Raw genomic sequence first — 23,023 nt, forward strand, 5'->3', positions numbered from 1 at the left:
CGTTTGGACGCACCGGGTCTGGACCTCTAGCCAGTCTAATGACACATCCGCTGTGCAGGCCAATCTCATACGATTGTTTTGAAACCAATGTGACGAAGCACCAACGGTCCCCTTCAGAAGCGGTGCGGCGGTGATTTGGCCCGGCGTCGTAGACTCATGCTGTCGTTGCCTGCACGTCGATTTCAGGAGCAGAACATGCAGTTCATCAATCAGCCGCAGACGGACCTGACTTACTCGGACGTTTTTCTGGTTCCATCGAGGTCGGAAGTGGTCTCACGGCTGGACGTGGACTTGGCCTCGGGGGACGGCACAGGGACCACGATCCCGCTGGTTGTGGCGAACATGACCGCCGTGACCGGTCGCCGGATGGTGGAGACGATTTCCCGCCGCGGTGGTCTGGCGGTCCTGCCCCAGGATGTTCCCCTCGACGTGCTGGCCGAAGTCACCGGCTGGGTCAAGGCACGCCATGCGGTCTACGAAACCCCGTTGAAACTGCAGCCCTCGAACACCGTCATCGACGCGCTGCACCTGATGAACAAGCGCGCTCATGGAGCCGTTGCGATTGTCGACGGCGAAGGGCGTTGCCTCGGGGTGGTCCGGGCTGACGAATGTGAAGGCGTGGACAGGTTCGCCTCGCTGGAATCGGTCATGCGCGAGCACCCGCTGACGTTGCAGGCATCGATGTTTTCCGGTGAACTCCAGCCTGCGCTTCGGAAGGCCTTCGAGCTTTTCGACGGCGCCGGGGTCGGCTTCGCGCCGGTCGTCGACGACGAGGGCTTCCTCCTCGGGGCGCTGACCCGCACCGGTGCGCTGCGCTCAACGATCTATCGCCCTGCCGTGGACGACGAGGGGCGGCTCCGGGTGGCAGCCGCCGTCGGGATCAACGGAGACGTCCAGGCCAAAGCCGCCGCCTTGCTCGAGGCCGGCGTCGACGTTCTTGTTGTCGACACTGCCCACGGGCACCAGCAGAAGATGTTCGACGCCCTGCGGGCTGTACGGGGGCTGGATCCTGCCGTCCCGGTGGTGGCCGGGAACGTGGTCAGCGCGGAAGGGGTACGCGATCTGGTCGCAGCAGGTGCGGACATCGTCAAGGTCGGCGTGGGCCCCGGCGCGATGTGCACCACGCGGATGATGACCGCCGTCGGCCGGCCGCAGTTTTCCGCCGTGTACGAATGCGCGGCGGCCGCCCGTGAGCTCGGCGCCCATGTCTGGGCCGACGGCGGGGTCCGTTACCCCCGGGACGTGGCTCTGGCTCTCGCTGCAGGCGCCAGCCAGGTCATGATCGGTTCCTGGTTCGCCGGGACCTATGAAAGCCCGGGGGACCTGATGACCGACAGCAATGGCCGGCAGTACAAGGAGAGCTTCGGCATGGCCTCCGCGCGTGCAGTGCAGTACCGGACGCAGCGCGAAGGGGCGTTTGAGCGTGCACGCAAGGGCCTGTTTGAGGAAGGCATTTCCTCGTCGAAGATGTATCTTGAACCCGCCCGCCCCGGCGTCGAAGACCTGCTGGACGAAATCACGTCGGGACTGCGCAGTTCCATGACCTATGCGGGAGCGACCAATCTGGCCGAATTCCGTGAGCGGGCCATCGTCGGGGTGCAGTCCGCGGCCGGTTATGAGGAAGGCCGGCCGCTGCCGCAAAGCTGGTAGCGCCTGCTACGCTTAACGAATAATGGACAGCTATTCTAGGCGCCGGTCCGTGGGCACGATTGCAGCAGTGGCAACGCAATCGGATGGCTCACACAGCACCGGCAGACCCCGTACACATGCCCATCATTCACTTCCTGACGCCCCGGCGGCCGGACAGGAGCCTTCCAGTCCGGGCTCTGACGACAAGCCCCCGCCGGCGCAGTCTGCGCTCATAACTTCACCGCGTGCGGTGGTGGTCCTCTGATGGAGTGGATCCAGATTGCCGCCGGCATGCTGTTGATCTTCGGAACCGGCTTCTTCGTGGCGGTTGAATTCGCCCTCGTGGCGCTGGACCAGGCCACCGTGCAGCGGGCCATTGACAAGGGCGACAAGGGCGCCGTTGCGGTGATGAAGTGCCTGAAGTCCCTTTCCACCCAACTCTCCAGCTGCCAGCTGGGCATTACCATAACCACTTTGCTGACCGGTTTCCTGCTGGAGCCGGCCATCAGCAGCCTGCTTCGTGCGCCGCTGGCGATGCTGGCCTTGCCCGAAGCCATCATCCAGACCGCCGGCGTGGTCATCGCAATGACGGTGGCAACCCTGCTCTCGATGCTGATCGGCGAGTTGGTTCCGAAAAATGCCTCCATCGCCCTGCCCATGGCAGTCGGCAAGGCCGTTGCCCGGCCGCAGTTGCTGTTCACCGCAGTATTCAAACCGGCGATTGTCGTCCTTAACGGCTTTTCCAACAAGGTGCTTCATCTGTTCGGCCTGGAAGCCAAGGAAGAACTCTCCGGCGCCCGGACGCCGTCCGAGCTGGCCTCCCTGGTGCGCCGATCCGCCGACATGGGCACGCTGGATGCCGGTACCGCAAACTTCCTGTCCCGGACCTTGAGGTTTTCCGGCCGTTCGGCCGCCGATGTGATGACCCCGCGTATCCGCGTCGAGTTCATCGACGCCGACGACACCGTAGAAGACATCGTGGCGGCTGCCCGGAGAACCGGCTTTTCAAGGTTCCCTATCCTGGGCGACTCGCCGGACGATGTCCGCGGTGTTGTCCACATCAAAAAGGCCATTGGAGTGCCGCGTTGGAAACGGTCGGAGCTGGCCGCCGCAACGATCATGTCCGATGCGCTGCGGGTGCCCGAGACCGTGCACCTGGATTCGCTGCTGTCGGAGCTGCGCGCGTCAAACCTGCAGTTCGCCGTCGTTCTCGATGAATACGGTGGCACAGCGGGAGTCGTCACTCTCGAGGACCTGGTGGAAGAAATCGTCGGCGAGGTCTCCGATGAGCACGACCGGGTCAAGCCCGGCGTGCTGCAGAGTGCCGCGGGCAACTGGTACTTCCCCGGGTTGATGCGCCCGGACGAGGTCTCCGAACAGATCCCGCTGCTCACTGTTCCGGACGAAGCAGGCTATGAGACCGTCGGCGGATTCATCATGAGCGAGCTGGGCCGCATAGCTGCTGCCGGCGACCGCGTCGACGTACCCGGCGGCGTGCTGGAAGTGGAGCGCATGGACGGACGCCGGGTGGACCGGGTCCGGTTCATTCCGGCTCCGGTGGCCGGCGAGGGCGGCAGCACGACGACGCCCGGGACCGCGGCTGCCGAAGGTGGCGTCCGATGAGCGCGGGTATGGGCATCTTCTGGCTTGTTGTGCTGCTGCTTGGCAATGCCTTCTTTGTCGGTGCCGAATTTGCAGTCATGTCGGCCCGGCGGAGCCAGATCGAACCATTGGCCGAAGCAGGATCGAAGCGGGCCAAAACCACGCTGTGGGCAATGGAAAACGTTTCCCTGATGCTGGCCTGTGCGCAATTGGGCATTACCGTCTGTTCCTTGCTCATCCTCAATGTCGCCGAGCCGGCCATCAAGGAACTCCTGCTGATTCCGCTGGAGCGCTGGATCGGGATACCGCACGACGTCTCCTACGGAATTTCGTTCGTGATCGCCCTCCTGCTGGTGACGTTCCTGCACGTGACCTTCGGCGAGATGGTGCCGAAGAACATCTCGGTGTCCACCGCGGATAAGGCGGCCCTGCTGCTGGCCCCGCCGCTGGTCTTTGTCGGCAAGATCGTCAAACCGGTGATCGTTGTCCTGAACTGGTCCGCGAACCACATTCTGCGTGCGATCCGCATCGAGCCGAAGGACGAGGTGACCTCCACCTTCACCCTGGAGGAAGTCCAGTCCATCGTGCAGGAATCCACCCGCCACGGCCTGGTGGAGGACGAAGCAGGGTTGATCTCCAGCTCGCTGGAGTTCTCCGGCCAGACAGCGGAAAGCATCATGGTTCCGCTGGGTGAGCTGGTCACCATCGGCGTAGACACCACGCCTGCGGAGTTCGAACGGGTAGTGGGCCGGACAGGTTTCTCCCGCTTCGCGGTTGCCGACGGCGACGCTAACCTCACCGGGTACCTGCATCTGAAGGACATCATGACGATTCCCGAGGAGCGGTATTCGACAGCCATTCCGGTGACCAAGGTGCGCACGCTGGCCAACCTGTCGCGCGATGAGGAAATCGAGGACGCCCTGGCTGTCATGCAGCGCACCGGTTCCCATCTAGCCCGCGTGATTGGGCCGGACGGCCAGACCCACGGAGTGCTTTTCCTTGAGGACGTGCTTGAGGAACTGGTGGGGGAAATCCGGGACACCACCCAGAATCAGGGTGTGCGCCGGCTGGGCGCCTGATCCGGGGACTCCGGCCCGGAGCGTCACGGCTCCGGGCCGCAGCAGACAGCAGGCAGTAGGCAGCGATGGTAATGCGAACGGTTCGCGTTACGTTACACTGGAAAAGTTCCTTGTTGGTATTGATTCTCATTATGAGTAGATCGAGGTGTCCATGCGGCCGTTTCGTGGTCTGACTGCTATTTCCGGTGTCGCCGGACTCGCACTGATGCTTTCGGCCTGCGGCCAAGGTAGCTCCGAATCCAGTGGGACGGATGGCGGGGAAGCCGGAAAGGTCCAGATTGTGGCATCCACCGATGTCTACGGCGACTTGGCGGCCACCATCGGCGGGGAGGCGGTGGAGGTGACCTCCATCATCAACAAGCTCTCGCAGGACCCCCACTCCTACGAGGCAACCGCCAGAGACAAGCTCGCCGTGTCCGAAGCGGATGTCGTCATCGAAAACGGTGGCGGATATGATCCCTTCCTGCACGGTCTGGTCGATGAAACCGACAAGGACCACGACTACGTCGTCACCGCCGTGGACGTCTCCGGTTTGGGCGGTCAGACCGGGGAATCTGCCCCGCCGGAAGCCGGCGACGAGCACGCAGGCCACGGACATGTTGAAGGCCTGAACGAACACGTCTGGTATGACTTCGAAACCATGGGCAAGATGGCCGCCGTCGTCGCCGAGAAGCTCAGCGAGTTGGATCCGGCCAATGCCGCGACGTTTGAGACCAACAGCGCCGCCTTCAACGAGGACATCGACGCCTTGGTGCAGGAGCGCGATGCGCTGGCCAAACGCGCTGGCAATGCCGACGTGGCGGCCACCGATCCCGTGCCGCATTATTTGCTTGAAGCGCTCGGTCTGCACAACGAGACTCCGGCCGACTTCCTGCAGGCGGTCGAAGAGGGCAGCGATGCCGCGCCCGTTGCCGTCAAGGAAACCCAGGACTTGATCAGCGGGGGAACCGTCAGCTTCGTGGCCTACAACGAGCAGACAGAAGGCCCCCAGACACAGCAGCTGCGTGCCTTGGCGGAAGAGGCCGGCGTCGCCGTCGTTGTTTTCACTGAAACGCTGCCCGAAGGCCAGGACTATGTGTCGTGGATGGGCAGCAACCTGGACAATATTTCCACCGTGCTCGCGGCCTAAGTGACGACCATGACCAGCACTACTGTGATTGACTTGTCCCAGCCAACCGGACCGAGTACAAGGAACCGTGTGACAACACCCGCCGTCAGCCTGCAGGGGGCCTCCCTTTCCTTTGGCAACCGCGTGCTGTGGCATGACCTGGACCTCGAGATCAATCCGGGCGAGTTCTTTGCGGTGCTCGGGCCGAACGGGTCCGGCAAGACGAGTTTCCTGCGGGTACTGCTCGGGCTGCAGCCGCTGACGCACGGAAGTGCGCGTATCAACGGCAGTTCGGTTGCGCGGGGGAGCCGCGATATCGGCTACATTCCGCAGCAGAAGTCATTTGTCTCAGGCACGCCCCTGCGCGCCAGGGACCTTGTCGGTCTCGGCCTGGACGGTCATCGCTGGGGTGTCCGGCTCAATGGGCGCAGGCACCGTCGGCGCGTGGACGAACTGCTGGATTTGGTGGGTGCCTCGTCCTATGCTGAGGCTCCGGTCGGCTTGCTCTCCGGCGGCGAGCAACAGCGGCTGCGGGCCGCCCAGGCGCTGGCTACGGATCCCAAGGTGCTGCTGTGCGATGAGCCGTTGCTGTCGCTGGACCTGCACCATCAGCAGGCAGTCAGTGCATTGATCAATACGCAATGCCATGAGCAGAACAGCGCCGTGGTGTTCGTGACGCACGAAATCAACCCGATCATCGATTACGTGGACCGGGTGCTGTATTTGGCGGGCGGCCAGTTCCGGGTCGGGGCGCCCGAAGACGTTATGACCACCGAAGTCCTGTCGGACATGTACAACAGCCACGTCGAAGTCATCCATAACGAGGGCCGCATCATCGTGGTCGGATTGCCGGACGCCACCACCCACCACCACGGCGAGGAGGACTGAGCATGGACCTCAATGAGTTCATGAACGCGGTCTTCAATTTCGAAGACTACTCCCAGCTGCTTCCGCTGGTGACCAACTCGCTCATCGCCGGAGCCGTGCTCGGACTGGTCGGCGGGCTCATCGGAACCTTCGTCATGATGCGGGATCTGGCCTTCGCCGTCCACGGCATCGCCGAACTGTCTTTCGCCGGCGCCGCTTTCGCGCTGCTCATCGGCGCCAACGTGGTTTTCGGCTCGCTGCTGGGCTCCGTGGTTGCCGCTGTCATCCTCGGCGTCATGGGCATGCGGGCACGGGACAGGAACTCCATCATCGGGGTCATCATGCCGTTCGGCCTGGGCCTGGGCATTCTTTTCCTGTCCTTGTACGAGGGCAGGTCCGCGAATAAGTTCGGCCTGCTCACCGGGCAGATTGTCTCGGTGGACACCGTGCAGCTGAATGTGATGCTGGGGTGCTCGCTGTTCGTCATCGTGGCCCTGCTGGCGATCTGGCGGCCCCTGACGTTTGCCAGCGCGGATCCGGATCTTGCCGAAGCCCGGGGAGTGCCCGTGGGTAAACTGGCCATCGGGTTCATGTTCCTGCTGGGCCTGGCGGTCGCCCTGTCCATCCAGATAGTGGGCGCGCTGCTGGTGCTGGCGTTGGTCATCACACCGTCTGCTGCCGCACTTCGGGTCACCGCTTCGCCCCGCCTGGTGGTCGGCCTGAGCGTAATCTTCGCGTTGGTTTCCGTGGTGGGCGGCATTCTGCTGGCTTTGGGTGGGCGGATTCCGATCAGCCCCTACGTCACCACGATCTCGTTCCTGATCTACGTGGTCTGCCGGTTGATCGGTGCACGGCGCGACAAGCTGGGCAGGACACGTCGAAGCGCTTCCCCGGACATCGCTGCGGTGAAAGTTACTGCCGCTTAGCGCTGCATTCCGGGCAGAGCCCGTACATTTCCACGGTGTGTGCGACCTGCGTGTAGCCGTGTTCAGCCGCAACACGGGAGGCCCACTGTTCCACTGCCGGCGCCTCGATCTCCACGGCCTTGCCGCAGTCCCTGCAGAGCAGGTGGTGATGGTGGTGTTCAACGGCGCAGCGCCGGTACACGGCCTCGCCGTCGTCCTTGCGCAGCACATCCACCTGCCCGTCCTCGGCCATGGACTGCAGAATCCGATACGTGGTAGCCAGCGAGACGGAGTCACCGCGGCCATGCAGCAGCCGGTGCAGTTCCTGGGTACTGACGAAATCGTCGAGGCTGTCCAGTGCGCCACTGACGGCGAGCCGCTGCCGGGTCACTCGTTGCTCGGAACCGCGGCGGGGTGCCTGGGAATCGGCAGAGGGGGTCGACATTGCGTGGGAGGTCTCCTTGACAGCTGGTGGTGCGGCCTGAAGGCTGACCTCCAGCCTATCAGCCGGCCCGGGACCGGTTGCCGGATGGCACCGGCTGGGTAGGCTGGGACCATGCTGCTAACCAAGTACACCCACGCATGCGTCAGGCTTGAGCGCGACGGCCAGGTGCTGGTCCTCGATCCCGGAAACCTCTCCGAAGTTGACCAGGCTCTGGACGGTGCCGGCACCGTCCTGATTACGCACGAACATGAGGACCATGTCGACCGGGAGCGGCTGCCTTCGGCCATCCTTGCCATGCCGGAACTGGAGGTCTACGCCCCGTCAGGTGTGGCGGAGGAACTGCGTGCGCTGGTGCCCGAGGCTGCCGCGCGAATCCATGCTTCGGACTCCGGAACCCGGTTTTCGATCCCCGGCTTCGACATCCGCACGTTTGGCGGGCAGCACGCCCTGATCCACCCACACATTCCCATGGTGGCCAACATCGGTTACCTGATTAATGACGAGGTGTACCACCCGGGGGATTCCTTCATCGTCCCCCACGGCCTGCAGGTTTCAACGGTACTGGTGCCGATCCATGCCCCCTGGTCCAAAATCGGCGAGGTGATCGATTTTGTCACCGCAATGCGGGCAGAACGGGCGTTTCCGATTCATGACGGCCTGCTGAACAGTGCGGGCAAGGGTATTGTCGAAAAACATGTGAAGTCCTTCGGCGAACGGTACGGCACGCGCTACGAGCATCTGGAGCCGGGGCAGAGCGTCACATTGTGAAAACCCAGCTGCCCGAACCCTTGGGCAGCAGCACATCCGCCGGCAACGGGGCCGGCAACAGTTCAGGAGGAGATCTCATGAGGACTCTGATGGACGTACGGACCCTGCAGGACCGGATGACCTCCGGCCTCCGCACGGTTGTACTCGATGTCCGCTGGGCGCTGGGCGACCCCCACGGCCGCGAACACTATCTTGGCGAGCACATTCCCGGCGCTATCTACGTCGATCTGGAAACGCAGTTGGCCGCACCGCCGTCCCCGCGGGCCGGGCGCCATCCGCTGCCGGACGCAGCCGCTTTCGTGGAAGCAGCACGGGAATGGGGAATCAACAACGGGGATATTGTGGTCGCCTATGACAATGTGGGCGGGCTATCCGCCGCGCGGCTGTGGTGGCTGCTCAAAGACGGCGGCTTTGACAACGTCTTCCTGCTCGACGGCGGACTGGCAGCCTGGCGGGATGCGGGCTTTGAAACCGATCGCGGCGACGAAATGCCAAGCCTCGGCTGCGTCACCTTGAAGCCGGGCCACATGTCCGTGCTGGAGCTCGACGAAGTCACGGGGTTTACGAGCTACGGGCTGCTGCTGGATGCCAGGGCGCCGGAGCGGTACCGCGGCGAAAACGAACCGGTGGATCCGAAGGCGGGTCATATCCCCTGCGCCATCAACGCTCCGGCCGGCGCCAATCTGGATGCAGCGGGCAGGTTCCTGCCCCCGGAACGGCTGGCCGCCAGGTTCGGCGAGCTGGGTGTGTTGCCCGGCCGGGCGATTGGAGTCTACTGCGGGTCAGGCGTTACAGCCGCGCACGAAGTTGCCGCGCTGGCCCACGCCGGCCTCGAGGCCGCCTTATTCCCCGGTTCCTGGTCGCAGTGGTCGCAGCGTTCGGAACTGCCCGTGGCTTTGGGAAGCGAGCCGGGCGGGCACGCGGTAGACGCCACCCCTGAACCAGGGACAGCGCCGCGTTCGCAACTGGCAGGCTGATGCGGCAACAGGGTAGCGTCGCTGTATGAGTCTTGGCCGCCCCCAACCGCCGCCGTTGGGCCAGCCCCTGCCAACGCCGAATCCAAGGAGACCCATGAGCACCGCGCAGGCCTATGCCGCGACATCGCCGACGTCGGGGCTTCTTCCCCTGCAGATCGAGCGGCGTGAGCCCGAACCCCACGACGTGGAAATCGCGATTGCCTTCTGCGGACTGTGCCATTCGGATGTGCATGCTGTGCGCAGCGAGTGGCGGCCATCGCGGTATCCGCTGGTGCCCGGCCACGAGATCGTCGGACGGGTGACGGGGATTGGACAGGACGTGACGCTCCACGCGATCGGCGATCTGGTGGGCGTGGGCTGTCTGGTGGATTCCTGCCGCGAATGCGTCAGCTGCGAAGAGGGCCTGGAACAGTACTGCGAGAACGGTTCCACCGGTACGTACGGTGTGCCCGATCGGCGGCACGGTGGCGAGCCTACCCAGGGCGGCTACGCCACCTCGATCGTCGTCGACGAAAATTACTGTCTGCGCGTTCCGGAGAGCCTCGACCCGGCGGCCACCGCCCCGCTGCTGTGTGCCGGCATCACCGTCTACTCACCCATGAGGTACTTCGGCGTGGAGGCCGGTGACTCGGTGGGTGTTGTGGGTCTGGGCGGCCTCGGGCACATGGCCGTTAAGCTCGCCAAGGCCATGGGCGCCGAGGTCACGGTGTTCACTACGTCGGAAGGCAAGGCCGAGGCAGCCCGCGTACTGGGGGCAGACCGGGTAGTCCTCTCCTCGGACCGCGCCGCGATGGCGCACGTCCGGGACAGCATGGACCTGATCATCGACACCGTCGCCGCTGCCCACGATCTCGGTCCCTACCTGCGGACCATCCGCAGGGATGGCGCGCTGATCCAGCTGGGGTTGCCACCGGATGACATGCCACCGGTTCCGGTTGGTGCGCTCATCCGCAAGCGCATCGCCTACGGCGGCTCCATGATCGGCGGGATCGCAGAGACCCAGGAGATGCTGGATTTCTGCGCCGAACACAACATCACTTCCGATATTGAAATGGTCACCGCCGACCAGCTCAATGACGCGTACGACCGCATGGTTGCCGGTGATGTGCAGTACCGGTTTGTCCTGGATATAGCATCTGTGAAGGAGACAGCATGAGCACCCTGTTCACGAAAATCATCAACGGTGAGATCCCCGGCAAATTCGTGTGGAAGGACGACGACGTCGTTGCTTTCCTCAGCATCGGCCCGCTGGCCGAGGGCCACACGCTGGTGGTTCCGCGTAAGGAAGTGGACCGCTGGACGGACGCGCCGGCGGAGCTTTGGCAGAAGGTGACGGCCGTTGCCCAGACCATCGGCAAGGTACAGGTTGAGGTGTTCGGTGTGCCGCGGGCAGGCATGATTATCGCCGGGTTCGAGGTGGACCACCTCCACCTCCATGTGTGGCCGGCAAGCTCGGAAGCCGAATTCGATTTCAAGCGGGCAGAGCAGAACCCGGATCCCGAACGGATGGAGAACAACGCGCGGCAACTGCGCGCGGGACTGCGCGACGCCGGCTACGGCGAATTCGTCCCGGCGGATTAACCAGTGACGCCGGGCCGTTCGTCCGGCGTCACTGGCTGAGGGCCTCGTTCAGGGCGGCACGCACGCGCTTCTCCGAAATGGAATAGGCCGTTCCCAGTTCCTGGGCGAAGAAGCTGACCCTCAGTTCCTCGAGCATCCACCGCACCTTACGCAGCGCCCCGGGATGCCGCGAGCCGGGACGCAAAGCCGCCACGGCGTCGTCGTACTCGTCTTCAAGCTTTTGCACGGCCGCCATCTGCTGGCCGTCCCGCGCCACGTTGGTTGGGAGCTTCTCCAGCCTGCGCTCGATCGCGGCCAGATAGCGGGGGAGATGGCTCAGCTGGGCATAGCCCGTGCGGGCGACGAAACCGGGGTAGACCAGCTGCTCAAGTTGGCTCTTGATATCGTTCAGCGCGCTGATCAGGGCCAGGCTCGTGCTGGACTTGAGCGATTTCTGGATCCGCCGGTTGCTGGAGAGAATCTTTTCGACGACGGCGGTCACGGAGAAGACGGTGTCGATCAGTTCCGCACGGACCACCTCATACAGGCGGTCGAATTCTTCCTTGGACCAGGGCAGATCCTGCGGCACCAGCTTGTCGATGGCCGCCAGCGTACAGTCATCGATCAACGAGGCGACGGAGCCGTGCGGGTTCTGGCTGAAGGTGAGTTTCTCGGTGTTGTTCAAATGGTCCAGCACGTAGCGCTGCGGGGACGGCACCCGAAGCGCCAGCAACCGGATGACGCCGGAGCGCATGGCGGACTCCTGCTCCGCGGCATTGGGATAGATCCGCTGCGCGACCGTCTGGCCTTCATCCACGAATGCCGGATAGCCCGTGACTGTGTGGCCCGCTACCAACCGCTTGACCTCGCGTTCAAGCGTGCCGCCCGTCCACTCGGTCAGCCCTGTCTGTTCCCTGATCCCCGTGGTCTGAGGAGCAGCAGGTGTCGATGCCTTCGCCTGCTTTGCCGGCTTGGCCGTCTTGGGGGTGGCACCGAGTGATTCGGCGATGGCGCGGCGGGTCTGGGGTGCAAGTTCTTCCTGCAGCCGGGCCAGGTCCTTGTCTTCGCCGAGGACTTTTCCGCGCGAGTCCACCACACGGAACGTCATCCGCAGGTGCGGCGGCACTACCTCCCAGTTCCATGAACCAGGCGGGACAACGTGTCCTTTGAGCCGGCGGAGCACCAGCTCCAGCGAGGGCTCCAGCTCGTCTTCTTCCGGAACAAACTCCTCGGCAAGAGCCGCGGCAGCCGTACGGGCCACATCGGGGGCCGGCACGAAGTTCTTGCGCACCTGCTTGGGCAGGGACTTGATCAAGGCCGTGACCAGGTCGGCTCGCAGGCCGGGAATCTGCCAGCGGAAGGGCGCCGGATCGAGCTGGTTCAGGAACAGCACTGGCACTTCCGCCGTGACACCGTCCGAGGGATTGGGTGTCCCGCCGGGGGCCACCGGCGAAAATTCATAGCTCAGCGGCAGCTCGAAGGAGCCTTGGCGCCAAATTTTCGGGAAGGCGCCTGCATCGAGCTCTTCGGCTTCCTCGGTCAGAAGCGCATCGGGGTCGAAGTCCAGCAGCGTGGAATTTTCCTGCCGTGCCGCCTTCCACCATTTGTCGAAGTGGCGCTCGGAGACCACGTTCTCGCCGATGCGCTGATCGTAGAACTCGAAAAGCGTCTCATCATCCACGCGCAGGCCGCGACGGCGGGTACGCGTTTCCAGCTCTTCGACCTCGGCCAGCAGGGCGCGGTTGCGGTGGAAGAACTTGTGGTGCGTGCGCCAGTCACCTTCAACCAGGGCATGGCGGATAAACAGGTCCCGGCTAAGTTCACGGTCGATCCTGCCGTACTGGATGCGCCGTTGCGGGATGATCGGGACGCCGTAGAGCGTGACCTTCTCATAGGCCATAACGGAACCCAGGCGACGGGACCAGTGCGGCTCGGAATAGGTCCGTTTGAGCAGCTGCGGGGCGATTTCCTCGGCCCACACGGGATCGAACCGGGCAGCTACCCGGGCCCACAGCCGGGACGTCTCCACCAGCTCGGCCGCCATGACCCATTCCGGTGACTTCTTGAACAAGGCAGAACCGGGGAAAATCGCGAAGCGGGTGCCACGGGCACCGGCGTATTCGCGTTTGCGCTCCTCGTACGCGCCGATGTGGCTAAGGAGACCAGCCAGCAGGCTCTTGTGGATGTCGTCATGCTTGCCAACAGGATCTACTTCGCTGCCGGCAGAGAGCGTGATGCCCAGCGGCTTGGCGAGCTGCCTCAGCTGGGCAAACAGGTCCTGCCATTCGCGGATCCGCAGGTAGTTGATGAACTCGGTGCGGCACAGCCTGCGGAACTGGGTGGAGGAAAGTTCCTTCTGTTTGTCCTGCACGTAGCGCCACAGGTTCAGGATGCCCGTGAAGTCCGAGTTCTCGTCCACGAAGCGCTTGTGCAGTTCGGCGGCTTGCTGTTGCTTGCTGCCGCTGTCCGCAGACGGTCGTTCACGCGGATCCTGGATGGTCAGCGCCGCAGCGAGGATCATGACCTCGCGGACGCACCCGCGTTTGCCGGCTTCGACAATCATGCGGCCCAGACGGGGATCCACCGGCAACTGGGCAAGCTGGTGCCCGACGGCGGTAAGGCCGGGTTCGCGACGCGGGCCGCGGCCACCGCCGCGGCCCGAAGCTTGCGGTTCGCGGACCGCGTCCGCCGGATTGCCCGGGTCAGCCAAGGCGCCGAGCTCGCGGAGGAGGTTGACGCCGTCGTTAATCGCCCGGGTCTCCGGCGGCTCGACGAACGGGAAATTCTCGATGTCCTTCGGGCTGCGGGCCACACCCATGGCTGTCATCTGGAGGATGACGGCGGCCAAGTTGGTGCGCAGGATTTCGGGATCGGTGAACTCGCGCCGGGCTTCGAAATCCTCTTCCGAATACAGCCTGATTGCGATGCCGTCGCTGACTCGGCCGCAGCGGCCGGAGCGCTGGTTGGCGGAGGCCTGGGAGATCCGCTCGATGGGCAAACGCTGGACCTTGGTCCGGTGCGAATACCTCGAGATACGGGCCGTGCCGGTATCGATGACGTATTTGATCCCCGGTACGGTCAGGGAGGTTTCCGCGACGTTGGTGGCCAGGACGATCCGCCGCTTGCCGCCGGAACCGGGCGAAAAGACCCGGTGCTGTTCGGCCAGGGAGAGCCGGGCGTAGAGCGGCAGGATCTCGGTTCCCGCCAACCGGCGGTTGGTTTGCACCCGCGACCGCAGTGCGTCCGCGGCGTCGCGGATCTCCCGCTCCCCGGAGAAGAAGACGAGGATGTCCCCGTGGGCTTCGCCGGCCAGTTCGTCCACCGCGTCGCAGACCGCGTCCAAGGGATCGCGGTCCTCTTCCAGTTCGTCGTCCGAGTCGATGGTGCCGGCCGGCATGTTGAGCGGACGGTACCTGATTTCCACGGGGTAGGTGCGGCCCGAGACCTCGATGATCGGAGCCGGCTCATCGTCGCCGAAATGCTTGGCGAAGCGCTCCGGATCAATGGTGGCGGAGGTGATGATGACTTTCAGATCCGGGCGCTGCGGCAGGATCCGCTTGAGGTAGCCCAGAATGAAGTCGATGTTGAGGCTTCGCTCATGCGCCTCGTCGATGATGATGGTGCTGTATTTCTTCAGCAGTTTGTCATGCTGGATTTCGGCGAGCAGAATGCCGTCAGTCATGAGTTTGATCCGGGTGCTGCGGCCGACTTGACCGGTGAATCGGACCTGGAAGCCGACTACCTCGCCCAGCTTGACGTCAAGTTCTTCCGCAATCCGCTCGGCAACGGTGCGGGCGGCGAGCCTGCGAGGCTGGGTATGGCCGATCAGGCCCTTCTCCGCGAGCCCCAGCTCAAGGCACATTTTGGGAATCTGGGTGGTCTTCCCCGAGCCGGTTTCGCCGGCAATGATGGTGACCTGGTTGGCGGCAATGGCCGCCATGATGTCATCCCGCCGTTCCGAAACCGGCAACATCTCGGGATAGGTGATTTTCAGTGTCATGATTGCGCACCAGTTTATCGGTTCCCAAGCACCCACACATCCATGGACAGAACCCCAGACGAACTGTCATTTCGATACGGATCGTCCATTCTTAAGCCAGTATGAGTGGACTCTTGTCCTAAGCCTGTACTGAAGATTAGACAATGTGACGCTGTTCACAGGTACTATCAGAGAGGACTTTCCGCAGGGAACGACTGTCCGTGTCCGCAGCCGGGTAATGACGCCGCCGGCAAGTGGCATATTCCACCGTTAGCAACAGTGGAGCGCATGGACGGATGTGACTTGGGGGAGCGGGCCGGGAGCATCCGGCACGTTTGCGATTTGAAAGGAATCACTGGCATGAAACGGTCAACATACACAACCATGGGCGCCTCGCTATTCGCCTCGGCACTGCTGATGACAGCGTGCGGCAACGGCGGCGGCGAGGCCGGATCCGGCGAGAGCGGGGCAGCCGGCGAAATGACCGAAATCGGCATCACGCAGATTGTTTCCCACCCCTCGCTGGATGCGTCGCGGGAGGGTTTCAAGAAGGCGCTGGCCGAGAACGGCTACACCGAGGGTGAAAATGTCACCTACGACGAGCAGAACGCACAGGGGGACCAGGCTACCGCGACCTCGATTGCCGGCAAGTTCGCTACCGACCAGAAGGACCTTGTCCTCGCGATCGCCACTCCGACTGCCCAGGCAGCAGCCCAGGCCATCCAGGACATCCCCATCCTCATCACCGCCGTTACTGATCCGGTCGAGGCTGGTCTGGTCGAATCACTTGAGGCACCCGGCGGCAACATCACCGGGACAAGCGACCTCAATCCGGTCAAGGAACAGCTGGGCCTGCTGAAGGAACTGGTCCCGGACGCCAAGAGTGTGGGCATCGTCTACAGCTCAGGCGAGGTGAACTCACAGGTCCAGGTTGACCTGGCGAAGAAGGTCGCCGCCGAGATGGGGCTGGAAATCAAGGAAGCCACGGTCAGCAACTCCAGCGAGGTCCAGCAGGCCGCGCAGTCCCTGGATGTCGACGCGTTCTATGTACCGACGGACAACAATGTTGTCTCTGCCCTGAAGTCGCTCATCGGCGTTGCGGAATCCAAGAAGATTCCGGTAGTCGCCTCGGATGCCGCCAGCGTAGAAGGCGGTGCCGTCGCTACCGAGGGCATCAACTACGAGGACCTGGGCTACCAGACGGGCATGATGGCCATCGAGGTTCTCGAAGGCGCTGACCCGGCAACGATGCCGATCCAGACGGCCTCCGAACTGGAAGTTGTCGTCAACCCCGCAGCCGCTGAGCGCATGGGCGTCGAGATTCCGGCTTCCCTGCTGGAATCCGCCGACCGCGTCATCGAGTAGAACCTGAGGATACCGACACATGATTGTCGCGGTTGAGCTGGGCCTGATCTACGCGATCATGGCCCTGGGGGTCTACCTGACCTTCCGCATTCTGAATTTTCCCGATCTGACGGTTGACGGCAGCTTCACCACCGGAGCTGCCGTCGCCTCGATCATGATCATCAACGGCTTCTCGCCCGTGGTCTCCACCATCGCTGCTTTCGGTGCAGGACTGGTTGCGGGCTGGATTACCGGAATACTGCATACCAAGGGCAAGATCAACGGATTGCTGGCCGGCATTCTGACCATGATCGCCCTGTATTCGATAAATCTGCGCATCATGGGCAGGGCAAACCTGCCCCTGCTGCGCGAAGAAACCCTCATTACGCCCCTGCGCGACGCCGGTCTGCTTGGCACTGCCATGGCCGTGGTGGTCTTCTCGCTGTTTGCCTTGGCGGTCAAGTTCGTCATCGACTGGTTCCTGCACACAGACGTCGGTCTGGCCATGCAGGCCACCGGTGACAACGAAGAAATGATCCGCAGCTTCGGCGTGAGCACCGACCGGATGAAAATCCTGGGTCTCGCGCTTTCCAACGGGCTGGTCGGCCTGTGCGGCGCACTCATTGCCCAGTACCAGGGGTTCGCCGACATCGGCATGGGTATCGGCCTGATTCTGGCTGGTCTGGCGTCAGTCATCATCGGTCAGGCGATCTTCGGCTCGAGGCTCATCATCATTGCCTCGCTGGCCGTAGTTCTCGGCTCCGTTTTGTACCGCGTGGTCATCCAGCTTGCCCTCCAGGCGGGTCTGAACCCGAACGATATGAAGCTGATCTCCGCAGTGCTGGTGGTCACCGCCTTAGTGCTGCCACAATGGAAGTTCTTCAAACGGATCGGCGGACTGGCCAACATGAGGAAGTCGTTGACCGGGGCGGGAGCTAAGGGCTGACATGCTGGATATAACTAATGTGCACAAGACCTTTTTCGCCGGCACCGTCAATGAGCGGGTGGCGCTGAAGGAGATCAACCTCTCGCTCACGCCGGGCGAGTTCGTCACGGTGATTGGCAGCAACGGCGCCGGGAAATCGACGGTTCTGAACATCACTTCGGGCAAGCTCCGACCGGACACCGGTACGGTCAGGATCGACGGCAACGATGTGACCAAACTGGCGGACCACCAGCGGGCAAAATTCATTGGTCGGGTCTTCCAGGATCCAATGGCCGGGACCTCCCCGGACATGACGATCGAACAGAACATGTCAATGGCTTACGAGCGCGGTAAGACGCGAGGCCTGGGCCCCGGTGTCACGAAGAAGAAGCGGGAATTTTTCCAGGAGGAGCTCAAATCGCTCGAACTGGGCTTGGAGAACCGGCTCAAAGCCAAAGTGGGCCTCCTCTCCGGAGGGCAGCGCCAGGCGCTCTCACTGCTCATGGCCACCTTCAGCAGCCCGAAAATCCTGCTGCTGGATGAGCATACGGCCGCGCTGGATCCGCAACGGGCTGACCTCGTGAGCCGTTTGACCGCGGAGGTTGTGGAACGGCACCAGTTGACCACCCTGATGGTCACCCACAATATGGAGCAGGCCCTGCGCCTCGGGAGCCGGCTGATCATGATGCATGAAGGCCGGATCATCCTGGACATTGGCCAGGAACAGAAACGTAAAACCACCGTCCAGGACCTGTTGCACGAGTTCGAAAAGATCAAGGGCGGCGCCCTGGACGACCGCACCATGCTGCAGTAGGTCTGCCGGGACACAGGCTGCGGGCCAGTGTTTGGGCGGGACTGATGAAGGCCGGACACGTTAGCGTCCGGCCTTCGCCAGTTTTCCCGCCAGTTCCAGCGCACGGACCTTGAATTCGGCGGGCTGGAGGATTTCAAACTCGAACCCCATTGCGGCGAGCTGCATCAAGGGGTAGTCCAGCGAATCGAAACCCGAACGCAGAACGGTACTGCCGCCGTCGTCGGTTAGCTCCGCTACTTGGGGAGGTATCCGTTCGGCCACCGTTTGAAGCGGCGCGAAAATACGTACGACGACGTCATAACGATAGGGCGAGCGCGTGATCGAGCGCTGGACATACGTTGCCAGATCTTTTTGCGGCAGCGGCCTGGGCGTGAAGCGCTCCCGTGCCGAAGGAACGCTTTCGAACCTGTCGACGCGGAAAGTCCGCCAGTCCTGGCGGCCCAGATCCCAGGCCACCAGGTACCATCGGTGTCCGGTATCTACCAGGCCGTAAGGCTCGGCCAGGCGCCGGAAGGACTCGCTGTCCGGTTTGGCGTAACGGAACGCCACCACCCGGCGGTCGGAAATGGCGGCGGAAACGCTGGTCAGCGTCTCCGGGTTCACCACAGTCCGCGGGCTGCTCAACGTGGTGACCGCGTTCTTGAGCATGGTGAATTTGGGCCGGAGCCGCGACGGGAGTACTTGTTCAAGCTTGGTCAGCGCCCGTACCGACGCTTCGGCAACACCTGAGACGGGACTGGCGGTGACGGCGCTGAGCCCCAGTGCAACGGCCAGGGCTTCGTCATCGTCCAGCAGCAGCGGCGGCAACTGCGCGCCGGCGCCGAGCTGATAGCCGCCGGCCACTCCGGGCGACGCGTTGATGGGGTAGCCGAGACTGCGTAGCTTGTCGATGTCCCGCCTGACGGTCCGCTCCGTGACGCTCATGCGCGCAGCTAAAGCCGAACCCGTCCATTCGCGCCGCATCTGGAGCAGGGACAATAGCTGAAGCAGCCGTGCCGACGTTTCAAGCATGCACACAATCTACGCCCCAATGCGGACAGCCGCCGTCCTGAATTCTCTGGGCAAACCGGCGGCGGCCAGACATGATGGAGCCAGACAAGCTGCAGCGCCGCGGTGGGCGGAGCTGATCGGGAAAGGGCGCGGAAAATGGTGTTCAACGCTGAATTCGAACTGCTGGACCAGCTTCAGTGGCACTGGGAGAACCAGGCCAGACCACGGCTAAAGGGGCTGACCGACGAGGAGTATTTCTGGGAACCGGGGGAGGACTGCTGGAACGTCCGCCACCGCGGGACCAGCCATGCGCCGATGTCCGTAGGTTCGGGTGATTACACGATCGACTTCGCCATACCCGAACCCTATCCGGCACCAGTCACCACCATCGCCTGGCGGCTCGGCCATATCCTGGTCGGAGTGCTGGGAGCCAGAAACGCGTCGCACTTCGGCGGGCCGGCCGTCGATTACGAAAGCTTTGACTATCCGGGAACCGCAGACGGTGCGCTGGCGCTGCTGGACGAATACTATGCCCGCTGGATCGACGGCGTGGGTTCCTTGGGCGAGCCGGGCCTGGAGAAACCCTGCGGGGCGGCAGAGGGGCAGTTTGCGGACCGTTCCATGGCGGCGCTGGTACTGCACATCAACCGCGAAATGATCCATCATCTTGCCGAAGTGGCCCTGCTGCGGGACCTTTTTGCCCACCGGCAGTAGAGGGCTTCGACAGCGCCGTCTTCGACTGGGGAAGAGCCGGCGCTTACCAGCGCATCAGCTGCGAGAACGGGCGGCTGGGCAGGACGCCGTCGGACCAGTCCTGCAGGGACCGCTCCTCCGGAGTATGGCCGTGTCCATCGCTGGGGATGATGGCGACGGTGGCAACGAGGATGAGGATGAAAGCCAGGGCTAGAAGAAGTTCCATGACTTCATGGTGCGCCGGTATGGGCCAAAAAAAGAGTGGCAGAAACGACCGCTAACGATAAAAAACTGCCATAATGGACGCATGCTTAGAAACGTAGCCGTGCTGGTGCTTCCAGGTACCTCGCCGTTCGAATTCGGGGTCGCATGCGAGGTGTTCGGCATTGATCGTTCCGCCCGTGGAACCGGGGTGCCGGCCTTCGATTTCAAGGTCTGCACACCTACGCCGGGGAAGGTGGACACCAAGACCGGGTTTTCCATCGACGTCGAACTGGGGCTGGAAGCGGCCGAGGACGCGGATCTGCTCATCGTGGCGCCCTATCAATGGGACGCGCCGGTGCCGGAAAAGGTTAAGCAGTCCCTCCGCCGCGCCCATGCTCGTGGAGCGTGGGTGATGTCTTTGTGCACGGGTGCTTTCGTCCTGGCTGGAGCCGGCTTGCTGGACGGCCGCCGCGCCACCACGCACTGGCAGTACTCGCAGCAGCTTGCCCAGCAATACCCGCAGATCCATGTCGACGAGAATGTGCTCTACGTCCAGGATGACCGGATCATCACCAGCGCCGGTACATCGGCCGGGATTGATGCCTGCCTGCATCTGGTCCGGACGGAGCTCGGTGCCGGAGTGGCGGCAGCCATTGCCCGGGACATGGTGGTGCCGCCGCACCGGGAGGGTGGCCAGGCCCAGTACATCGCGCGGCCCTTGTCGCTGGAAGGTTGCAGCACGCTCAAGGACCTCGTGGTCTGGCTCAGCGAGAATCTTGACCGCGAGGTCTCCATCGCGGAACTGTCCCAACGCGTGCACATGTCGGAACGGACTTTCGCCAGGCGGTTCCGCGCCGAGACCGGCGCCACGCCCGCTGCCTGGATCAATGCCCAGCGTGTGTTGCTGGCCCAGGAGCTGCTGGAAACCTCGGATCTGAACATCGACGAGATTGCCCGCGCCACCGGTTTCGGTCAGGCGGTCCTGCTGCGCCATCATTTCGTCAAAGCACTCAGCATTTCGCCTGCAGCCTACCGCCGGACATTCCGGGGAAGCTCCGCGGCCATGGCTGTCCACTAACCGCAACGGTCTCCAGGCTTGCCGGCACACCAGGTGTCCCGCCGGAACGGAAAAGCCCCGCCAGCTGGTATTCCAGCGGCGGGGCTTTCTGCGGTGCCCTCGATAGGATTCGAACCTACGGCCTTCTGCTCCGGAGGCAGACGCTCTATCCCCTGAGCTACGAGGGCGCGGCGCCGGGTAAATCTTCCAGCACCTTTTGGGACGTCAATGAGCTTATCAGGAACTACCCCCACAGACACAAACCGTCAGTATCCGAGGACAGCGTCCTGGTGAATCCGGCGAACGCCCACCTCGTTGGAAAACCCGTGGAGAAACCATGTGACCGTACCTGTGCGCCAGATCTTCCGTGGTGGCAGCCACAGGCCACGGGGCGGCGGCAGAATCCGGTTTGCACTGCACTTATGCTTAACGGGTGACTCCAGAAGAACTTTCCGCTGCCATTACCGCCTGCCTGCAGGATGCCGTCGACGCAAGTGACTTCGCCGTCGAGATGCCCCGCGAGGTGCGGGTGGAGCGACCGAAGAGCCGCGAGCACGGTGACTGGGCTACGAATGTGGCCATGCAGCTGGGCAAGAAGGCGGGGATGAATCCGCGCCAGTTCGCCGAAATCCTCAGCGCCCGGCTGGCCAAGATCGACGGCGTTGCCAAGGTTGACATCGCCGGTCCCGGGTTTTTGAACATCACGCTGGACGCCGCGGCCGCGGGTTCACTGGCCCAGACTATCGTCGAAACCGGCGATAGGTATGGAACCGGAGAGGAGTACGCCGGCACCAAGATCAACCTGGAGTTCGTCTCCGCCAATCCCACCGGGCCCATCCACTTGGGCGGGACACGCTGGGCTGCCTTGGGGGATTCGCTGGCCCGTATCCTGCAGGCGCAGGGGGCGGACGTTACGCGCGAGTACTACTTCAATGACCACGGCAACCAGATCGACCGCTTTGCCCGGTCCCTGCTCGCCAGCGCCAAGGGCGAGCCGGCCCCGGAGGACGGTTACGGCGGCGATTACATCGCGGATATTGCCAACGCCGTGCTGGCACAGAATCCGGACGCGCTCTCCGCGGCAGACCCGCAGGAAGAGTTCCGCAGCCGCGGCGTCGAGCTGATGTTTACTGCCATCAAAAAGTCGCTGCATGAGTTCGGCGTCGATTTCGATGTCTACTTCCACGAAAATGCGCTCTTTGAAGACGGCGCCGTCGACGCCCTGCTGGAACAACTCAAGACCTCCGGCAGCCTCTACTTCGACGATGGCGCCTGGTGGCTGAAGTCCACTGACTTCGGCGACGACAAGGACCGGGTTGTCATCAAGTCGGACGGCCACGCCGCCTACATTGCCGGCGACATCGCCTACTTCAAGAACAAGCGCGACCGTGGCTTCGAGCTGTGCATCTACATGCTCGGAGCCGACCACCACGGCTACGTGGCGCGGCTGAAAGCTGCTGCCGCCGCCATGGGCGACAGCGCGGACCGCGTTGAGGTCCTGATCGGCCAGATGGTGAACCTGGTCAAGGACGGCAAACCGGTCCGGATGTCCAAGCGCGCCGGCACGGTGGTCACCATGGAGGACCTGGTGGACGCTGTTGGTGTGGACGCGGCCCGCTACGCGCTGACCCGGTCGCACGCGGATTCCAACATCGACGTCGATCTGGACCTGCTGACCAAGCGCAGCAACGAGAACCCTGTGTTCTATGTGCAGTACGCGCATGCCCGTACCTGTGCCGTTGCACGTAACGCCGTAGCCGCAGGGGTGGACCGCAGCGCCTTCGACGCGTCTTTGCTGGACCATGCCACCGAAAACGAACTGCTGGCCTATCTCGGCGCCTACCCGTCCGTTGTGGCCACGGCTGCCAAGCTGCGCGAACCGCACCGGGTTGCCCGCCATCTGGAAGTCATCGCCGGCGCCTACCACCGCTGGTACGACTCCTGCCGCGTGACGCCGTTGGGCGATGGCGAAGTAACCGACCTGAACCGCACCCGACTGTGGCTCAATGACGCAACCACGCAGGTTCTGGCCAATGGCCTGGGCCTGCTGGGCGTCAGCGCGCCGGAACGGATGTAA

Annotated in this window: 20 protein-coding genes and 1 tRNA gene; 16 read left to right on the top strand and 5 right to left on the bottom strand. The window is 63.4% G+C overall.

What is annotated here, in order from left to right; translation table 11 throughout:
- Positions 1-195: 195 nt before the first annotated feature.
- The 6 genes from guaB1 to HGO92_RS09860 all read left to right on the top strand — a co-directional run bounded on the left by guaB1 (position 196) and on the right by HGO92_RS09860 (position 7,211).
- On the top strand, positions 196-1,650 hold the full coding sequence (guaB1, locus tag HGO92_RS09835; protein ID WP_169994253.1) for a GMP reductase: 1,455 nt from the start codon (positions 196-198) through the stop codon (positions 1,648-1,650).
- A 243-nt stretch (positions 1,651-1,893) separates the two neighbouring features.
- Complete coding sequence (locus tag HGO92_RS09840) at positions 1,894-3,252, top strand: hemolysin family protein (protein WP_169994255.1); 1,359 nt, start codon at positions 1,894-1,896, stop codon at positions 3,250-3,252.
- A complete protein-coding gene (locus HGO92_RS09845; RefSeq protein ID WP_169994256.1) occupies positions 3,249-4,310 on the top strand; it encodes a hemolysin family protein in 1,062 nt (353 codons plus the stop codon). Before HGO92_RS09840 ends, HGO92_RS09845 begins: the two co-directional genes overlap by 4 nt.
- Positions 4,311-4,590: 280 nt before the next feature.
- Positions 4,591-5,439 (top strand): metal ABC transporter solute-binding protein, Zn/Mn family, encoded by an 849-nt coding sequence (locus tag HGO92_RS09850; RefSeq protein WP_346768907.1) that lies wholly within the window; start codon positions 4,591-4,593, stop codon positions 5,437-5,439.
- A gap of 69 nt (positions 5,440-5,508) precedes the next feature.
- Positions 5,509-6,306: a metal ABC transporter ATP-binding protein gene (locus tag HGO92_RS09855; protein WP_346768908.1), complete on the top strand. Its 798-nt coding sequence runs from the start codon at positions 5,509-5,511 to the stop codon at positions 6,304-6,306.
- A 2-nt stretch (positions 6,307-6,308) separates the two neighbouring features.
- The gene (locus tag HGO92_RS09860) at positions 6,309-7,211 is read left to right on the top strand and encodes a metal ABC transporter permease (protein ID WP_169994261.1); all 903 of its coding nucleotides are present in this window, start codon (positions 6,309-6,311) and stop codon (positions 7,209-7,211) included.
- Here the strand turns inward: HGO92_RS09860 and HGO92_RS09865 are convergent.
- The gene (locus HGO92_RS09865) at positions 7,198-7,635 is read right to left on the bottom strand and encodes a Fur family transcriptional regulator (RefSeq protein ID WP_169994263.1); all 438 of its coding nucleotides are present in this window, start codon (positions 7,633-7,635) and stop codon (positions 7,198-7,200) included. The two genes, HGO92_RS09860 and HGO92_RS09865, sit on opposite strands and share 14 nt — an antisense overlap.
- A 111-nt stretch (positions 7,636-7,746) precedes the next feature.
- Between HGO92_RS09865 and HGO92_RS09870 the strand changes: the two genes are divergently transcribed.
- From HGO92_RS09870 to HGO92_RS09885, 4 genes are all read left to right on the top strand, one after another.
- Positions 7,747-8,403 (top strand): MBL fold metallo-hydrolase, encoded by a 657-nt coding sequence (locus HGO92_RS09870; RefSeq protein WP_169994264.1) that lies wholly within the window; start codon positions 7,747-7,749, stop codon positions 8,401-8,403.
- Between the two features lie 77 nt (positions 8,404-8,480).
- Positions 8,481-9,380 carry a sulfurtransferase gene (locus HGO92_RS09875; RefSeq protein WP_169994266.1) on the top strand — a complete coding sequence of 300 codons (900 nt, stop codon included), beginning with the start codon at positions 8,481-8,483 and terminating at the stop codon, positions 9,378-9,380.
- Between the two features lie 25 nt (positions 9,381-9,405).
- Complete coding sequence (locus HGO92_RS09880) at positions 9,406-10,536, top strand: NAD(P)-dependent alcohol dehydrogenase (protein WP_169994267.1); 1,131 nt, start codon at positions 9,406-9,408, stop codon at positions 10,534-10,536.
- A complete protein-coding gene (locus HGO92_RS09885; protein ID WP_169994269.1) occupies positions 10,533-10,961 on the top strand; it encodes an HIT family protein in 429 nt (142 codons plus the stop codon). Before HGO92_RS09880 ends, HGO92_RS09885 begins: the two co-directional genes overlap by 4 nt.
- Positions 10,962-10,989: 28 nt before the next feature.
- Here the strand turns inward: HGO92_RS09885 and hrpA are convergent, their stop codons facing one another.
- Positions 10,990-14,940 (bottom strand): ATP-dependent RNA helicase HrpA, encoded by a 3,951-nt coding sequence (gene hrpA / locus HGO92_RS09890; RefSeq protein ID WP_169994271.1) that lies wholly within the window; start codon positions 14,938-14,940, stop codon positions 10,990-10,992.
- A 339-nt stretch (positions 14,941-15,279) separates the two neighbouring features.
- Between hrpA and HGO92_RS09895 the strand changes: the two genes are divergently transcribed.
- Genes HGO92_RS09895 through HGO92_RS09905 form a run of 3 tightly spaced genes read left to right on the top strand, consistent with a single transcriptional unit; the run spans position 15,280 to position 18,002 of the window.
- A complete protein-coding gene (locus HGO92_RS09895; RefSeq protein WP_169994273.1) occupies positions 15,280-16,284 on the top strand; it encodes an ABC transporter substrate-binding protein in 1,005 nt (334 codons plus the stop codon).
- A gap of 19 nt (positions 16,285-16,303) precedes the next feature.
- Positions 16,304-17,209: an ABC transporter permease gene (locus tag HGO92_RS09900; RefSeq protein ID WP_169994274.1), complete on the top strand. Its 906-nt coding sequence runs from the start codon at positions 16,304-16,306 to the stop codon at positions 17,207-17,209.
- A 1-nt stretch (position 17,210) separates the two neighbouring features.
- Positions 17,211-18,002, top strand: coding sequence for an ABC transporter ATP-binding protein (locus tag HGO92_RS09905; RefSeq protein WP_169994276.1), 792 nt, complete (start codon positions 17,211-17,213; stop codon positions 18,000-18,002).
- Between the two features lie 60 nt (positions 18,003-18,062).
- On the opposite strand, the gene HGO92_RS09910 is transcribed toward HGO92_RS09905, so the two are convergent.
- Positions 18,063-19,013: a helix-turn-helix transcriptional regulator gene (locus HGO92_RS09910; RefSeq protein WP_169994277.1), complete on the bottom strand. Its 951-nt coding sequence runs from the start codon at positions 19,011-19,013 to the stop codon at positions 18,063-18,065.
- 135 nt (positions 19,014-19,148) lie between these two features.
- On the opposite strand from HGO92_RS09910, the gene HGO92_RS09915 reads away from it, so the two are divergent.
- Positions 19,149-19,706: a DinB family protein gene (locus tag HGO92_RS09915; protein ID WP_169994279.1), complete on the top strand. Its 558-nt coding sequence runs from the start codon at positions 19,149-19,151 to the stop codon at positions 19,704-19,706.
- A 43-nt stretch (positions 19,707-19,749) separates the two neighbouring features.
- Here the strand turns inward: HGO92_RS09915 and HGO92_RS09920 are convergent, their stop codons facing one another.
- On the bottom strand, positions 19,750-19,911 hold the full coding sequence (locus HGO92_RS09920; RefSeq protein ID WP_169994281.1) for a hypothetical protein: 162 nt from the start codon (positions 19,909-19,911) through the stop codon (positions 19,750-19,752).
- A gap of 81 nt (positions 19,912-19,992) precedes the next feature.
- Between HGO92_RS09920 and HGO92_RS09925 the strand changes: the two genes are divergently transcribed.
- The gene (locus HGO92_RS09925; RefSeq protein WP_169994283.1) at positions 19,993-20,967 is read left to right on the top strand and encodes a GlxA family transcriptional regulator; all 975 of its coding nucleotides are present in this window, start codon (positions 19,993-19,995) and stop codon (positions 20,965-20,967) included.
- A gap of 94 nt (positions 20,968-21,061) precedes the next feature.
- Here the strand turns inward: HGO92_RS09925 and HGO92_RS09930 are convergent.
- Positions 21,062-21,134, bottom strand: a tRNA-Arg gene (locus HGO92_RS09930).
- Positions 21,135-21,379: 245 nt separating this feature from the next.
- Here HGO92_RS09930 and argS point away from each other — a divergent pair.
- The gene (gene argS, locus HGO92_RS09935) at positions 21,380-23,023 is read left to right on the top strand and encodes an arginine--tRNA ligase (protein ID WP_169994285.1); all 1,644 of its coding nucleotides are present in this window, start codon (positions 21,380-21,382) and stop codon (positions 23,021-23,023) included.

The organism is Crystallibacter degradans (assembly GCF_012952295.1).
Classification (GTDB): Bacteria; Actinomycetota; Actinomycetes; order Actinomycetales; family Micrococcaceae; genus Crystallibacter; species Crystallibacter degradans.